Raw genomic sequence first — 14,578 nt, 5'->3', positions numbered from 1 at the left:
GCCTGAAAAGATTAATAGCTTGGGCGCGGGATACCTAGTCGCAGGCTTGCCTCATGGAGATTGCTTGGGGATTCCCGCGCGAAGTCGTGACCGCGAAGCTTGCTTTATCGAAAAGGTAACGGTCATCCGACGCCTCAATGGGCGTGCCGTCAGTGGTGAATGCATTTCTGCGCACGCGCAGCATCGGGGTGCCTGGGTCAACCCCCAAGAGGAGGGCATCATCATCGGTTGCTGCGATCGCGTCAATTGTGCGGGTCACATAATCAATGTCCACTCCGGCCTCGAGGAGGCGTGAATAAATCGAACCGGAATCCGTATCAAAGTCGAGAAGATGCTTACCAGTGTCGAGGTTGTAATTGAGTCTTTCCACCATCGCTGGGACCCCGTCCATGAGGCGTAGGCGGTGGACACTGATAATCGGATCCCCGGGAGTGATTCCCAACTCGGAGGCGAGCCGTTCGTCGGAACGCACCCGGGCGATCGATTGGGTCTGCTGGCCTGGCTTAATGCCAGCGGCTATGCACCATTGCGTGAAGGAAATGACCCCGTCAAAGGATTGGGCGGGGACGCGTTCGAGAACGCGTGATCGGCGACCTTGACCGGACGAGATGAGCCCTTCGGAGCGAAGGGTAGCGATTGCCTGACGCACGGTGCCGCGTGCGGTGCCGAACTGGCGACACAGTTCCGACTCTGAGGGAATAGCATCACCGGGGGCGAAAGTTCCATCGCGGATTGCTGAGCGCAAGTAATCGGCGATGTCCTGATTCGTTACGCCGGCGGGGCGGGTGTGTTCGCTCATGCTGCATCCTTGGGTACTTGTCTATGCCACCTAACAGGGAAGATGGTAGCCAAATTTGGCAATCTTTTCCGGTTGGCGCTAAAAAATGAACATCGGGTGAACTTGTCTAGGCATGCGAGACTTTCGTAGGCGACAAGTGTGATGATGTAGGTATGACACATGATCTAGTCGTTGTAGGAGCCGGGATTCTCGGCTTGGCAACCGCATACCTTGCTCATAAAGAAGGCCAGTCGGTGCACGTCATTGACGCTAGTGACCGCCCGGTTGGTTCGTCCATCCTCAATTTTGGCCACGCGTGTTTTACTGGCCAGGCGGACATCATTCAGCCTGTGGCGCGGAAGGCCCGTGACGGATGGAGTTCCGCCGCGGCCGACGTTGGTTTCTGGGCTGCAGGATCGGGCACGTGGATTCCCGCCGTCACCGATGTGGAGATGCAGGTCTTGGAAGAATTCGCCGAGCATCGTGGGGATGAGCAGGTGCGCTTGTGCAGCCCGGAAGAGATGGCCGAGGCGTTGGCAAACCCAGACCTTGCTGCGGTGGGTGGGGCCCATCTGCCTCTTGACATGCGGGTTAATCCACGAGAGGTTGCGCCCAAGCTGGCGCAGTGGCTCGCCGGAGAAGGCGTGAAATTTACATGGAACACGCAGGTCACAGCTGTGTCTGGTGGCCAGGTTTCCACCGTGCGCGGTACGTTCAAAGGTTCCCGGGTAATAGTATGCCCGGGCGATCAGCTGATGGGCTTGTTCCCAGACATCGCGGAGGCTCATGGGGTGCGGATTTGCACGTTAGCCATGAGCCTGATTGAGCGCCCAGAGCGGATCGGTGCCGACTTCGGCATGCTGACCGGAACGTCGCTCGCGCGTTACGACGGCTTCACGGCGATGTCCAGCGCCGGTGAGCTGCGCGAAGAGCTTGCTCAACGGGAACCGGAACTGGTGGGAATGATCGCAAACCTCATGGTCACCGGCATCGACGAAGGCCTGTTGGTAGGCGATTCGCATGCCTATGACCTCAGTCCGGAGGCATTTATCGACGAGCGCGTAGCCGCTACGTTGCTGGATCGCGCGACAGGGCTGTTGGGAATTGAGAAGCCGGCAGTAAAGCAGCGCTGGCTGGGGCATTACGCGGATTCAGCCTCGACGAATCTGGTGCTCGAGCGCCCTGATGATCAGACAACCGTCGTGGTAGTCACGTCTGGGATTGGCATGACCCTGTCTTTTGGCATTGCCGATCTAGCCTTGCGGGGAGAAAGCGTACCTGGGTTTTAAAAGTTCAGGCTGCCCGATGAACCTGCCGTGCCCACGAAATTTATGGCGCGGCAGGTTAATTCTTTTTGCCCAGAGTGGAGTGAAGTTTGACTTCAGGTTACTTGTACATGAACTCTTTCTACTCGCCTAGACAAGTGTTGTATTGCCGGGCAAACTCATTCTCGTAAGCCCGGAAAACCGGGGTAGCAACAATCTTCTTCACCACTGTGACCGCACTGTGAAAGGTGTTTCAAACCATGTCCCACACATTCATCCGCACTGCCGGCATCGTTGGCGTTGCCGCACTGACCACCCTGAGCCTCACCGCATGTGGCTCCGAAACCTCCGGTGAAACCATCACCTTTGCTGCCGTTCCTTCAGAGTCCTCCACCTCTTTGGAATCATCCTTCGAGAACATCACCAAGCTGCTTGAGCAGGAGACCGGCGCAACGGTCGAATTCCAGAACGCATCCGACTATGCCGCCGTGATCGAGGGTATGCGTGCGGGTCAGATCGACGTCGCATCGTTCGGCCCGTTCTCCTATGTGATCGCGAAGGACTCGGGTGTCAACATGGAGGCTGCCGCTTCTCCAACCCACGATGAAAATGAACCCCCAGCCTATACCTCCTTGGCTTATGTGAAGTCGGACAACAACGACATCCAGGGCCTGGAAGACCTCGAGGGCAAGAAGGTGTGCTTCGTCGACCAGGCATCCACCTCTGGATATTTGGTACCTATGAAGGGACTTATGGACGCAGGCCTAGACATGGAAACTGACCTGGAGCAGGTTCTTGCAGGTGGCCATGATGCGTCGCTGCTGTCCCTGGATACCGGAAACTGTGACGTTGCCTTCGCCCACGACACCATGCTGATGACCTTGGAGAACTCCGGCCAGATCGAATCAGGAGCTGTGAAGCCAATCTGGGAATCCGATCCGATTACGGAAGACCCGCTGAGCGTGAACTTCGAGTCCCTAGGCGAAGAGACTGCAAACCAAGTCATGGAGATCCTGCGGACCAAGGCTAACAAGCCAGCTCTCGTTGAGGCAGGCATTTGCGAATCTGAAGAGTCCTGTGAGCTGCCGGAAGAGATCGAGTACGGCTACGTCGAAGTCACCGATGCTGACTTCGATCCGATTCGTGAAATCTGTGAAGTCACCAATGCTGAAGCATGTGAGAACGTCGGCTAAGACTTCGTCGACAAGAAAGAAAGGAAGATGAACAGATGGCTGCGTCGGAGTCTTTCCAGAGAGAAGTAGACGAAATTTACGCTGTACAGCTCGACCACGTAACTAAAGATTTCGGTGGGGGAGTCCTCGGCCTGGACGACATCACTGTCGGGTTCAAAAAGGGCGCCATCACGGTGTTACTGGGACTTTCGGGTTCCGGCAAGTCCACATTGCTGCGCCACATCAACGGGTTGCACATGCCCACCTCCGGCAAGATTCGCGTTCTTGGCCAGAACGTCCCTGAACTGAATAAGCAGGAATTGCGCGAATTGCGTCGTGATGTGGGAGTGATTTTTCAGTCCTTCAATTTGATCGGACCGATGAGCGTCCTCGAAAACGTGTGCACCGGTCGCCTTGGCTCACTGAAGGGGCCGCGGTTGAGCTTGATGATGTACCCGAAGGACGTTCGTCGTGAAGCCCTAGAGAAGTTGGACCGTGTTGGCCTCGCCGATCGTGCCTACCAGCGCGCTGATACGTTGTCTGGCGGTCAACAGCAGCGGGTCGCTATCGCGCGTGCGTTGATGCAGAATCCGAAGGTGTTGCTCGCCGACGAACCAGTGGCCTCGCTTGACCCGGTGTCATCACAGGACGTGATGAACCTCCTGAAGCAGATCTCGGAAGAGGACAACCTCACAGTGATTTCCTCGCTGCACCAGGTGCAACTGGCTATCGACTTTGCGGACCGGATTGTCGGTCTGCGTTCAGGCGAGATAGTGCTCGATGAGCTCACCAGCAACCTGAATGAGGAAAAGGCGTCCGAGATCTACAATTCCGTCTCCGGTGTCAGCATCGACAACGAGGTTGGGGACTCCGCGGTGACTTCGGGCCAGGAGGCACGCTAAATGACCACTACTCTTGAACGGCGCGAGGTGCCTGCCCCTCCGCGGCCACCCCGGAACTGGAACAATATTGCGGCTCTCGTCGTAGGCCTGCTTCTGGTCGTCGCAGGATTCTGGTCGATCTCCTCGCTAGGCATCAACGCAGCGACGATCGTTGATTCCTTCGACAACGCGGTGGACTTTGTGAGACGGATGTTCCCGCTGGATTTCCCACCGCTTGGTGAAACAATCGCGCTTATTCTCGAAACGTTAGCGATTGTGTTTCTATCCACACTGCTCGCAGTGATCCTGTCGATCCCAGTGGCGTTGATGAGCGCGAGGCCAACGTCGGCCAACCCAACGGTGCAATGGATTGGGCGCGCACTGACTGTGCTGGCGCGTGCGATCCCGGATCTGGTTTTGGCGATCGTGTTCCTGCGTATGTTTGGCTTGGGCGCAATCGCCGGTATTTTGGCAATGGGCATTCACTCGGTAGGCATGATCGCGAAACTGTACGCAGATGCCATCGAAGAGCTTGACGACGGGCCACGCGAATCCATTGAATCTGTTGGCGGTACACGCCGCCAGCAGGTGTGGGCAGCAATCCCGCAAACGCTGATGCCGCAGATCATCGCGACCGCGCTGCACCGCTTTGACATCAACCTGCGCACGTCCGTGCTGCTTGGGTATGTCGGCGTCGGCGGTATTGGGCTCGCAATTTCTGAATCGCTCCGAGTTCTCGACTATCAACGCGGAATGGCTTTGGCCTTGATTGTCCTAGTGCTGTGCATCATTGTTGAGATGATCTCTGGCGCAACCCGTGCTGCCATTATGAAGAGTGCTGGCGGCGCCGTCCAAGGTGGTACCTGGGTGGATCGGGCCTTCAACCGCGGGCGAGAAACGGGCGTTAATGACGTGACTTTGACACCACCGTGGACCAAGGACCGAATCTCACGTTTCGCCACCATGGTGCTGATTGTTGTCCTCACGGTCTGGGCATTCATCCAGGTGGACTTGAGCTTCAGTCAAATTGTGTCTGGCTTTGCGAACATCCCCGAAGCCGCAGCGCTGTTTTTCCCACCATCGACAGGTGGGGCACTGGACTCCATGATCGAGGCACTCATCGTGACTATCCAGATCGCGTTGGCTGCCACGCTGATCGGTGCGATCATCGCGATCCCCGTCGGAGTGCTTGCCGCCCGCAACGTGGTGACAAACAAGTATGTGCACGGGTTTTTCCGTGGGTTCATCGTCCTGGTGCGTGGCATTCCGGAGCTGATCCTAGCGATCATTTTCGTGGTGATCTCCGGACTCGGTGGCGTTGCTGGCACCTTGGCCTTGTCAGTGGGCGCTGTCGGACTCCTGTCGAAACTGGTGGCCGACTCGCTCGAAGAAACAGACGTGGACGTCCAAGATGCCATCCGCACAGCCGGTGCAACTGGCCCCCAGGTGTTCTTCTCGGCCACGATCCGCCAGGCGGCCCCAGCGTTTGTCTCGCACACGCTCTACCTGCTGGATACGAATATTCGCTCCGCAACACTGCTGGGTGTGGTGGGCGCAGGCGGCATCGGCTTCCTGTTGCTGAACGCATCACGAATCAATCAGTTCCAAGTGGTCACAATGATCCTGATCCTCATGGTGCTGGTTGTGCTTGCAGTTGAAGCTTTGTCGATGTGGCTGCGCAAGACGATCCGCTAAACCCTCCGAAGAAAGGAAAATATGAAGAAGCTGGCTATTTTTGACATGGCAGGAACAACTATCGACGACCGCGATGAGGTCTACCGTGTTCTGCGCGAAGCCACCGAACGCTTCGGCGCCCAGTACACCGATGAGCAGTTCCAGCATTTCATGGGCACCGAGAAGAAGTACGCTATCCGCAAACTCTTCGAGATTGGCGGGGTAGACGTGACGGATGAACTGGTGGAGGAGGCGTGGCAGTGGTTCCGCGAAGAACTTCGAAACACGTATACCAACAACCCTCCGACCCCGCTACCCGGCGTGGAAGACACTCTGCGTGAGCTCCGTTCGCGTGGAGTCAAAGTCGCGCTGACGACGGGCTTCTCCCGTGAGATCACAGACATCATCCTGTCGGCGATGGGCTGGGACAGCACGCTTATCGACGAGTCCTGTGCCGGCGACGAAGTCGAAGAGGGACGACCGGAACCGTTCATGATTCAAGAGGTGATGAAAAAGCTCGACATCACTGACACCGCCGATGTGATCAGCTCTGGTGACACGGCTGCCGATGTCGAATCTGCGAAACGTGCTGGCGTCACTTCGGTTGGTGTGCTCACCGGCCACCTCACGAAGGAACAGTTCGACGAGTACGGTGCCAATATCGTGCTGGATTCAGTGGCGGACCTCCCGCACCATGAGGTGATGGCATAGATGGACGCACGCGCGCTGGTCTGGCATGGCGGCCACGACTTTGAGATGGTCGCCGTACCCCTCCCGGAATTGAAGCAGGACGAGTTAATCGTCGAAATGCGGGCTGCTACGATCTGCGGTTCCGATCGGCACACTGTGTTGGGGAGGCGCTTGTCGCCAAGCCCGTCGATCCTGGGGCACGAAGGCGTAGGCGTCGTGATCGCTTCACGACGAGAGGGCGTGGAGGTCGGCCAGCGCGTGGTTCTCGCGGTGACTGCGGTATGTGGCACATGTGACTATTGCCGCCGTGGGTTAACAGCGAAGTGCGTCACCGTGGCCAAAATGGGTCACGAACGATTCGATAGTGCCTGGTCCCTGTCGGGGACGTATGCGACACACATCCATGTTGTGTCAGGTCAGAAGGTTTCTGTCGTCCCGGACACTGTTTCAGATGCGGTGGCGGCGACGGCAGGATGCGCCGTGGCGACTGTCATGGCGGTAATGGAAGCAGCAGGACCGGTGCAAGGGCAGACCGTGTTAGTAAACGGTGTGGGCATGCTCGGTCTTGTCGCTGTAGCCGAGGCGCGCAGGCAAGGTGCTGCCGAGGTTATAGCGTGCGACCCCGGTGAGGCCGCGAGACGACTTGCCTCTGTAGCGGCAGATCGTCTCGCGCCCACCGCGGTCGGCTTCCACGCAGACGTTGTGCTTGAGCTATCGGGCGCGCGCCAAGGGGTTATCGATGCCGTCGCGACGCTCAATGTGGGAGGCACGGCGGTGCTGGCGGGTTCGGTTGCGCCGACTGAGCCGATCCCGCTCGATCCAGAATGGCTGGTGCGGGGATGGCGCACGGTTACTGGCGTGCACAACTACGAACCGCACCATCTCGACCAAGCGGTCGAATTCCTCACGCAGGTCGAGTTGCCCTGGGAAGAGATCCTGGGAGGCCCGATACGTTTGGAGCAGATCCCCGCGGCGTTTGCGGGCGAAGACGATTCCCTTCGTGTCGTCGTTAAGCCCTAGCTCAATCGGCTAGGCCGAAGCCGTGGGGTCACTGTCGGGGATGCCTACCCACAGCGGGGAGGAAGCGCCGCGCACATTGTTCATGCCCAGCTGGACCTTGTCGCAGCGGTAGCGGTAGTCGGCGAGCTCCACCGGTTGGCCGGAGTGCGTGTAGCAGCGCATGGTCAGGCTCAGAAGCGGGTAGCCCTTGTCGACATCGAGGGCTTCGGCGTCTTCTGCAGACGCCGGGATGGCGACGAGGGTGCGTGAGACGTTATTGAAATCGACACCCATGCGGAGCAGGTGGCGGTGGATCGAACCGTTGTCGGCGTCGAAATCGAGCAGGTAGCGGCCGATATCGACGGGGAAGTGCATCCTTTCGACCGTGATGGGTTCGCCGTCTGCGGTGCGCACGCGGTGGACGGCGACCGTCTGCTCATTCGGCTGGATTTCGAGTGCTTCGGCGACCTCCTCGCTGGCGGGCTGGCGGGCGATCCGCAGAGTGTTCTGCCCGGGTTCCTTGCCTAGGGCGCGCAGCCATGCGGTGATGGAAAAGACGGCATCGAAAGATTCGGTGGGGATGTTTTCCAACACGATGGAGCGGCGCCCACGCCCTGAGGAGATCAGGCCTTCGGCGCGTAGCGTCGACATCGCTTGGCGTACAGGGCCGCGCGACGAATCAAATTGCTGGCACAGTTCCGCCTCGGAGGGCAGGGGATCGCCAGGCGCATAGCGGCCAGTGAAAATTTCTTGCCGAATGAATTCGGCGATTTCCTCGTGTTGCTGGGGTGGCCTGAGGCTCGACATCTCTATCCTTCTATTCTTCTTCGGCGGGTCTACAAGCCATGGAAATAGTTTCCATGGCACCGAATGCGTTTTGATTATACTTCTGGATCCACACCTTGCGAAAAGGAATGACCAGAGGCACAAAGATCCTTAAATTACTCACTAGGGTGGCATTCGTTTGACCTGTTCACGGGCTTATCGACGCCCAACTCGGGGGTATGGAAACCTTAGCTATCCACTGTACCTGTTCCACTGTGTCAGCAGGTATAAGAAATGTCTAACGAAACCGAGTGGGGTGCGGCCCGATAAGCTAGGAGCCAAATAAAAGGAAAGGGCGCAATGTTCGCGGTTCTACAAGGCTTCGGCGTAGTGATCATCGTCATCGCCGTCGGCTACTTCCTCGCCCACGGCAACGTGCTGGGCAAAGGTGGGTCGCGCCCGCTGGCATTAGTGGTCTACAACGTGGCCACCCCGGCGCTGCTGATAGACCAATTGCTCAACACCGACCCGCGCGTTGTTCTTGGGCCGCACTTCGTGGTGGTCGCAGCCTCGGCGGTGATCGTCGGGCTGCTCGCGTTTATCGCTTTTCGCCTGCGGGGGTGGGACACGCCTTCGTCGATGATGGGGCAGCTCGCCGCCAGTTACGCCAACGGCGGCAACCTGGGCATCCCGCTGGCGGTGTATTTGATTGGCGACGGTGCCGTCGTCGTGCCGGTCATCCTGTTCCAGGTGGCGTTCTACGCGCCCGTGATGCTCACCCTGCTGGACATCAAGACCACCGAGGCCACCGATTCCGGCTGGCGCCACAACATCGCCGTCGCCCTGCGCAATCCGATGCTCATTGCCGCCGTCATCGGGCTCGCACTGGCACTCAGCGGTTGGGACGTGCCCCCGCTGATCGCCGAACCGATCGGCATCCTCGCCGGCGCGTCAGTGCCCCTGGCCCTCATGGTCTTCGGCATGAGCCTGCACGGCGCCCAGCTCCGTCTCACCCGCGGGGTAGCGCTGGCCGCCGGGTTCAAAAATATCGTGCACCCCCTGATCGCCGTGGCGTTGGCCCACTTCCTCTTCGGCATGGAAGGCCAAGCCCTGTACACCGCCGCCGTGCTCGGCGCGCTGCCGACGGCGCAGAACGTGTACACCTACGCCGTACGTTTCCGCACCGCCACCGACCTGGCCCGCGACACCGGCGTCGCATCAACGCTGCTGTCGCTGCCCGTCCTGATCGTCATCGGCCTCGTCTTCGGCGCCTAGCCTGTTGTGCACTTAGAAGTTGCCGGGATCGCCCACCATGTCGGCAGGGTCTAGGCCCCACGCGTCAGCGAGGATCTCCATCGACGCCATCGCCTCAGTATTATTGCGCCCCTGCAGGGAAATCATCAGCTCATCGGCCTTCGCCAGCTCCGCAAACTCCTCCAAGTACTGCACCACTTCCGGGCCAGTACCAATACCGGTAAAGCGCAGCATATCGATGATCTGCTGGCCTTGGTGGGAGTTGACCACCTGGTCGAGCTGCTCGTCGTTAAGCACCGTGCCCCGCCGCCCCATCATGGTCTTGACGCGGTTGCGGTGCACCCCGGCGGTCTGCTCCTCGGCCTCCTCGCGCGTCGGCGCGGCCGTGACGTTGACCGCCGCGATCACATAAGGCTCATCGAGCACCTCGGAAGGCTCGAAATTCTCCTTGTAATACGTCGTGGCCTGCACCAAGTGCTGCGGCGCGAAGTGCGACGCGAAGGAATACGGTAGCCCCAGCTTCGCGGCAAGGGTCGCGCCAAACATGGACGACCCCAGGATATACAGCGGCATCTTCACACCCACACCCGGCACGGCAGTCACCCCAGGAACAGACGGGCGGCCGCGGAAATAGCCGTGGAGCTCCACCACGTCCTGCGGGAAGTTCTCGGCGGCGCGGGGGTCTCGTCGTAACGCACGCCCCAGCGTGTTCTGGTCGGTGCCGGGCGCGCGCCCCAAGCCCAGGTCGATGCGGTCCGGGTAGAGCTCGCCGAGCGTGCCGAACTGCTCCGCGATCACATAAGGGGAGTGGTTGGGCAGCATCACACCACCCGCGCCCAGGCGGATCTTCTCGGTCTTCGCGCCGATGTGGCTAATCAGCACCGCCGGTGAGCTCGACGCGATGGTCGGCATATTGTGGTGCTCGGAGTACCAAATCCGCGAGTAGCCCAGCGTCTCCGCGCGCTGCGCCAGCTCGACGCTACGATGCATGGATTCGCCGGCGGTCTCGCCTTCGTAGATCGTACAAAAATCAATGAGGGACAGTGGCAGACGGGCCATGGGGGTCCTTTCTTCGGTTGCGTTGTGCCCCCACCCTACACAACGTGGGCTTTTGCTTTACGACGATCGCGTGGCCAAAATATGGTACCGGAGCTTGCGGTGCGCGCAACCGTTGTGGCGGGGGTCACTGCTTTTCTGTGGATAACTATGTTGTTTTCCACAGGTTTCGGACATTTGATGACTACCCCCGCACCTTGGAGTTGTGGGTGTTTTAGCGTCAGGGTCATGAACATCAACGACATGCTCCGGGACGCAGGCACCAGCGCCATGACCTTGCTGGCCGACCTGCAACCGCGCCACGACCTCATCCGGTCAGGCGCGGAACCCAAAGCTGTCGACAAAACCCACAAACTCTTTGCCGTCTACTACGGGCCGTGCGCTTCAACGCGCAAGCAACGCGATGCCCGCGAGCATGCCACCACCAACAAGCTCGGGTTTGAACGCCTGCATGCCATCGAACGGGTCGTGGCCAGGCTGCACGACGACACCAAAGCCTGGGCACTCCGCCGCGATCTGACACGCTATAACGGCACCCACTACGGCTTTACTGCATATGCCCGCGAGAAGCTGGAGCACTACAACCGCGACACCGAAGAAGAAACACCCAAACCCAGCTTCAAAGTCACCGCCCATCCACGCACCGGGGACGCCTCGATGAACTTACGAGGGGATGCCGCCACCATCCGCGAGTTCGAGCACCAGATCCGCGAACGCGCCACCACCGACGACACCACCACCGCTGAAGCCGCAGTCGCCACCCTCGGTGACCTACTCAACGGGGCCAGCACGAGTACGGGCCGGCCGAACTACACCATGAAAGTCTTGGTCTGGCTCGATGACCTGGCTGCCGTGTTCAACGGGGAGTCCTCCGACCCCACCGTGGTGACCACGACGGGCGCGACCATGACGCTGACCCAAGCCTTGGCAAAGAAGATTAACCCCACACTCGAGATCGTGGGGTTAACCCCTGCCCACGGGGCGATCGGGTTGGCCTATGCCAATAACCCGTTGGGTGGGTGGGAGAACACGATCAATACTCGGGCCCAGTTAGACGCCGAGCAAGCCCGCCGGGCACGAGCCGGTGAACCACCGATACCACCAGAGGCAGTCGAGAAAGCCTTATCACGACACGGCACTGCCAAAGACCGGGCCTTACTAGAAGCCAATCAGACGGTGTGTGCTGGTTTGGGCTGTAGTGTGCCGGCGGCGTATTGCGAGATCAACCACAACATCCCGTATTCGCAGGGTGGGTTGAGTGTGTTGTCGAATATGTGCCTGTTGTGCCCGTATCACAATGGTAAAGCCGGTGACCAGGAACTCTACCGGGCTAGTGGCGGGATTGCGTATCGGATCCTGCCCGGTGGCGGGTGGGTGGCCAATGACCACCCGCTAGCCGGATTATCGCCACCCAAACAGCGCGCCTAAAAGCCGTGGAGGGCGTCGTCGTTAAGCGGTGACCCTGGCGACGAAGGAGCGATCGTCGGCAGGCGCCTCGCGCTTCTGCATGAAGTCCACGACAAGGCCGATCACGAACGCGACCACGACAGGGAGGACCCAACCGAGGGAGAGGTCCTGCATCGGTGCCCAGCCGACGATTGGCGTCAGCAGATCAGCGCCCCAGCCGAGCGAGATGAACACGGTGATGGCGGACCAGATGACGGCGACCCAGATCGGCAAACGGTACGCCCAGTAGAAGTAGACGTTCTTCCGGAACAGTGGCTCGATCAGCGCGACGAAAATCAGGGTGATCGCCGGCGGGTAGAGGAACGTGATCACAGGCGCGGCGACAGCCATGACGGTGTTCAGGCCCTGGGTGGCCATCAGGATCGACGCGACGGTGAAGATGATCGCCCACGCCTTGTAGGACACGCCCGGGAAGATGGTGTTGAAGAACTCCGAGGTGGACGTGATTAGGCCGACCGCCGTGGTCAGGCAGGCTAGCAGCACGATCAGGGCGAAGACGATCTGGCCGGGCTGGCCCATGGTTTGCAGCGCGGCGTCGGCAAGCAGGGGTGCGCCGTTTTCGTACTGGCTACCGTCCTCGATGACCTGGCCGATCACGCCCAAGCCGAGGTAGATGGCGGCCAGCAGCAGGCCCGCGCCCAGGCCGGCGAGGATGGTGCCCTTGACTAGCGGGGCGCCTTCGGGCACGCCCTTGTAGCGCAGGGTGGAAATCACGACGATAGAAAAGGCGAGTGCGGCGATGGAGTCCATCGTCAGGTAGCCCTCGAGTAGGCCGGTGGCAAAGGGCGCGGTCTCGAACTTTTCGGTCGGATCGGCGGGCTGGCCGTTCATGGTGGCAACAGACAGGGTGATCAGGATGGCCAGCAGGATGGCCAGGATCGGGGTGAGGAAACGCCCGAGCGTGTCGACGATCTTATTGGGGTTCCAGGACAGTGCCAGGGCAACGCCGAAGAACAAGATGTTGAACACGGCGGAGGCCAGCAGCGAATCCCAGCCGGTCAGCGGGGTGATTGCGGTTTCGAAGGACACGGCGCCGGTACGCGGCAGCGCGTAGAACGCACCAATGGAGAGGTAGGCCAAGATCGGGAAGCAGATGCCGAAGATGACACCACCGCGGCGGGCTAGGTCGCGCACGTTGTTACCGGACAGCGAAATCGCGATCACGGCCAGCACGGGCAGCAGCACGCCGGTGCCGAGGAAGCCCAGGATGGCCGGCAGGAAGCTTGTGCCGGCTTCGACGCCGATCATCGGCGGGAAGATTAGGTTGCCCGCTCCGAAGAACATCGAAAAGAGCATGAGAGCCGTCGCCACAATGGTGGCGAACCCGGATTTGTTCGCGGTTGTCGGGGTCGTCGACATGCCGCACCTCCAGTAACGTGTCGTGAAACCAAAAATTTTGTTCCACACAACACTAGTACTGCAGGTGCGGACACCAGAACTGGGGGTGACCTACGTTACCCCTGCAAAAGTTCTGTGATCGCCTTCAAAGGGATCTGGACCCAGTCGGGCCGGTTGTTGGCTTCGTACGCGACCTCATACGCAGCCTTGTCGACGATATACGCCGCCAACAACGCGCCAGCGTCCGCGTCCGCGCCATCGAGATAAGCGTCAACCATCTCGCGCTCCCACTCGGCGCCGTGGCCCCCCATGGCGGCGGCGTATCCGAAGGAGCGCACCATGCCAGCCACATCCCGCAGCCGATGGTCCGGCAGCACACGCTGCGCCAACGGCCGCGCCGGCTCGCCCTCGAAGTCGATCAAGTACCACCGCTCCGCAAACAGCGTCTGGCCCAGATGCAAATCACCATGCACCCGCTGAATCGTGGCCTCGCCCGCGCCCGCAGCAGCGTCGTACAACTCCCGGATCGCCGGCTCGTGCGCACGCAGGGCTTCGGCCTGCGGTAACAGTTCGTCCAAGTGAGCATGCAGCTTTTCGACGATCGCCTCTGTGCTCACCTGCTCGGTGGGGAACTCGTCGGCAAGCGCCTGATGTACCGTGCGGGTGGCCTGGCCGAGCGCACGGGCGTGATCGGCGAAATCGGGGGTTGTGCGGGCGAGGTCGAATCCATCGACACCGCCGACGATGCGCTGCTGCATCATCGCCAGGGTGCGGCCGTCGCGGGTGAGCCAGCCGCGCACGCCGGCGACGTTGGGGCAGTCGACGATCACGCTGAGCAGTTCAACGTCGGGGTTCAGGCCATCTTCGAGTTTGCGGAAGACCTTGACCACCCACTCGTCGTCGACGATGAGGTTGGTGTTGGACTGTTCCACACCCATGGGGACAGCGTGCGTGCCGACGAAATCCCCGTGCACCTGGCCAAAATCGGCGCGGTGATCCCACCAGGCCTGCGCACCTGCTTCGGTGTTGAGCTGGTCGCGGTCCGAGTGATCGTCGGCAAGCACCTGGTAGGTGTCGGTGACGCCACCGTGGGCGACGTCAAGCAACTGCCACGTGTAGCTGCCCGCGGGCTGGGAGGCGGCGACGGTGATCTCGTCGATCCGCTCCGTTTTAGCCCCGTAGAAACGTTCCTTGGCTAGATCCATTAGTTGCTCCTGGAGATGTCGAACCAGAAGAAAC

At 60.2% G+C, this 14,578-nt stretch carries 13 protein-coding genes; 8 read left to right on the top strand and 5 right to left on the bottom strand.

Annotation, left to right across the window (positions count from 1 at the left end; genetic code table 11):
* Nucleotides 1–34: 34 nt before the first annotated feature.
* The gene (locus ACHFGA_RS02040; protein ID WP_394280793.1) at nucleotides 35–799 is read right to left on the bottom strand and encodes a GntR family transcriptional regulator; all 765 of its coding nucleotides are present in this window, start codon (nucleotides 797–799) and stop codon (nucleotides 35–37) included.
* 152 nt (nucleotides 800–951) lie between these two features.
* On the opposite strand from ACHFGA_RS02040, the gene ACHFGA_RS02035 reads away from it, so the two are divergent.
* The 6 genes from ACHFGA_RS02035 (at nucleotide 952) to ACHFGA_RS02010 (ending at nucleotide 7,480) form a co-directional block, all read left to right on the top strand.
* Nucleotides 952–2,067, top strand: a complete 1,116-nt coding sequence (locus ACHFGA_RS02035; protein WP_394280792.1) for a TIGR03364 family FAD-dependent oxidoreductase — start codon at nucleotides 952–954, stop codon at nucleotides 2,065–2,067.
* A 236-nt stretch (nucleotides 2,068–2,303) separates the two neighbouring features.
* On the top strand, nucleotides 2,304–3,236 hold the full coding sequence (locus tag ACHFGA_RS02030; protein ID WP_394280791.1) for a phosphate/phosphite/phosphonate ABC transporter substrate-binding protein: 933 nt from the start codon (nucleotides 2,304–2,306) through the stop codon (nucleotides 3,234–3,236).
* A gap of 35 nt (nucleotides 3,237–3,271) precedes the next feature.
* A complete protein-coding gene (phnC, locus tag ACHFGA_RS02025) occupies nucleotides 3,272–4,117 on the top strand; it encodes a phosphonate ABC transporter ATP-binding protein (RefSeq protein ID WP_394280790.1) in 846 nt (281 codons plus the stop codon).
* Nucleotides 4,118–5,791 carry a phosphonate ABC transporter, permease protein PhnE gene (gene phnE, locus ACHFGA_RS02020; RefSeq protein WP_394280789.1) on the top strand — a complete coding sequence of 558 codons (1,674 nt, stop codon included), beginning with the start codon at nucleotides 4,118–4,120 and terminating at the stop codon, nucleotides 5,789–5,791.
* A 21-nt stretch (nucleotides 5,792–5,812) separates the two neighbouring features.
* Nucleotides 5,813–6,481 carry an HAD hydrolase-like protein gene (locus ACHFGA_RS02015; protein ID WP_394280788.1) on the top strand — a complete coding sequence of 223 codons (669 nt, stop codon included), beginning with the start codon at nucleotides 5,813–5,815 and terminating at the stop codon, nucleotides 6,479–6,481.
* Nucleotides 6,482–7,480: a zinc-binding dehydrogenase gene (locus ACHFGA_RS02010; RefSeq protein WP_394280787.1), complete on the top strand. Its 999-nt coding sequence runs from the start codon at nucleotides 6,482–6,484 to the stop codon at nucleotides 7,478–7,480.
* A gap of 9 nt (nucleotides 7,481–7,489) precedes the next feature.
* Here the strand turns inward: ACHFGA_RS02010 and ACHFGA_RS02005 are convergent, their stop codons facing one another.
* On the bottom strand, nucleotides 7,490–8,266 hold the full coding sequence (locus ACHFGA_RS02005) for a GntR family transcriptional regulator (protein WP_394280786.1): 777 nt from the start codon (nucleotides 8,264–8,266) through the stop codon (nucleotides 7,490–7,492).
* A gap of 318 nt (nucleotides 8,267–8,584) precedes the next feature.
* Between ACHFGA_RS02005 and ACHFGA_RS02000 the strand changes: the two genes are divergently transcribed.
* Nucleotides 8,585–9,499 carry an AEC family transporter gene (locus tag ACHFGA_RS02000; RefSeq protein ID WP_394280785.1) on the top strand — a complete coding sequence of 305 codons (915 nt, stop codon included), beginning with the start codon at nucleotides 8,585–8,587 and terminating at the stop codon, nucleotides 9,497–9,499.
* Between the two features lie 12 nt (nucleotides 9,500–9,511).
* On the opposite strand, the gene ACHFGA_RS01995 is transcribed toward ACHFGA_RS02000, so the two are convergent.
* Nucleotides 9,512–10,537 (bottom strand): LLM class flavin-dependent oxidoreductase, encoded by a 1,026-nt coding sequence (locus ACHFGA_RS01995; protein ID WP_394280784.1) that lies wholly within the window; start codon nucleotides 10,535–10,537, stop codon nucleotides 9,512–9,514.
* 225 nt (nucleotides 10,538–10,762) lie between these two features.
* Here ACHFGA_RS01995 and ACHFGA_RS01990 point away from each other — a divergent pair, with 225 nt between their 5' ends.
* Complete coding sequence (locus ACHFGA_RS01990; RefSeq protein WP_394280783.1) at nucleotides 10,763–11,962, top strand: HNH endonuclease signature motif containing protein; 1,200 nt, start codon at nucleotides 10,763–10,765, stop codon at nucleotides 11,960–11,962.
* Between the two features lie 21 nt (nucleotides 11,963–11,983).
* On the opposite strand, the gene brnQ is transcribed toward ACHFGA_RS01990, so the two are convergent.
* Together brnQ and ACHFGA_RS01980 are read right to left on the bottom strand one after the other, a co-directional pair.
* The gene (gene brnQ, locus ACHFGA_RS01985; protein ID WP_394280782.1) at nucleotides 11,984–13,360 is read right to left on the bottom strand and encodes a branched-chain amino acid transport system II carrier protein; all 1,377 of its coding nucleotides are present in this window, start codon (nucleotides 13,358–13,360) and stop codon (nucleotides 11,984–11,986) included.
* A gap of 95 nt (nucleotides 13,361–13,455) precedes the next feature.
* On the bottom strand, nucleotides 13,456–14,578 hold a 1,123-nt coding region (locus tag ACHFGA_RS01980; RefSeq protein ID WP_394280781.1), incomplete at its 5' end, for a hypothetical protein.

The organism is Corynebacterium sp. (assembly GCF_043426755.1).
Lineage (GTDB): Bacteria > Actinomycetota > Actinomycetes > Mycobacteriales > Mycobacteriaceae > Corynebacterium.
Note: the sequence above shows the minus strand (reverse complement) of the source record. Positions and strands in the feature narration are given on the sequence as shown.

Excerpts from the sequence above, each read along its gene's own strand:
- ACHFGA_RS01990 (WP_394280783.1), top strand. The coding sequence starts at position 10,763 with ATGAACATCAACGACATGCTCCGGGACGCAGGCACCAGCGCCATGACC.
- ACHFGA_RS02005 (WP_394280786.1), bottom strand. The coding sequence starts at position 8,266 with ATGTCGAGCCTCAGGCCACCCCAGCAACACGAGGAAATCGCCGAATTC.
- ACHFGA_RS02000 (WP_394280785.1), top strand. The coding sequence starts at position 8,585 with ATGTTCGCGGTTCTACAAGGCTTCGGCGTAGTGATCATCGTCATCGCC.
- ACHFGA_RS02015 (WP_394280788.1), top strand. The coding sequence starts at position 5,813 with ATGAAGAAGCTGGCTATTTTTGACATGGCAGGAACAACTATCGACGAC.
- phnE (WP_394280789.1), top strand. The coding sequence starts at position 4,118 with ATGACCACTACTCTTGAACGGCGCGAGGTGCCTGCCCCTCCGCGGCCA.
- phnC (WP_394280790.1), top strand. The coding sequence starts at position 3,272 with ATGGCTGCGTCGGAGTCTTTCCAGAGAGAAGTAGACGAAATTTACGCT.
- ACHFGA_RS02010 (WP_394280787.1), top strand. The coding sequence starts at position 6,482 with ATGGACGCACGCGCGCTGGTCTGGCATGGCGGCCACGACTTTGAGATG.
- ACHFGA_RS02035 (WP_394280792.1), top strand. The coding sequence starts at position 952 with ATGACACATGATCTAGTCGTTGTAGGAGCCGGGATTCTCGGCTTGGCA.
- ACHFGA_RS02030 (WP_394280791.1), top strand. The coding sequence starts at position 2,304 with ATGTCCCACACATTCATCCGCACTGCCGGCATCGTTGGCGTTGCCGCA.
- ACHFGA_RS02040 (WP_394280793.1), bottom strand. The coding sequence starts at position 799 with ATGAGCGAACACACCCGCCCCGCCGGCGTAACGAATCAGGACATCGCC.
- brnQ (WP_394280782.1), bottom strand. The coding sequence starts at position 13,360 with ATGTCGACGACCCCGACAACCGCGAACAAATCCGGGTTCGCCACCATT.
- ACHFGA_RS01995 (WP_394280784.1), bottom strand. The coding sequence starts at position 10,537 with ATGGCCCGTCTGCCACTGTCCCTCATTGATTTTTGTACGATCTACGAA.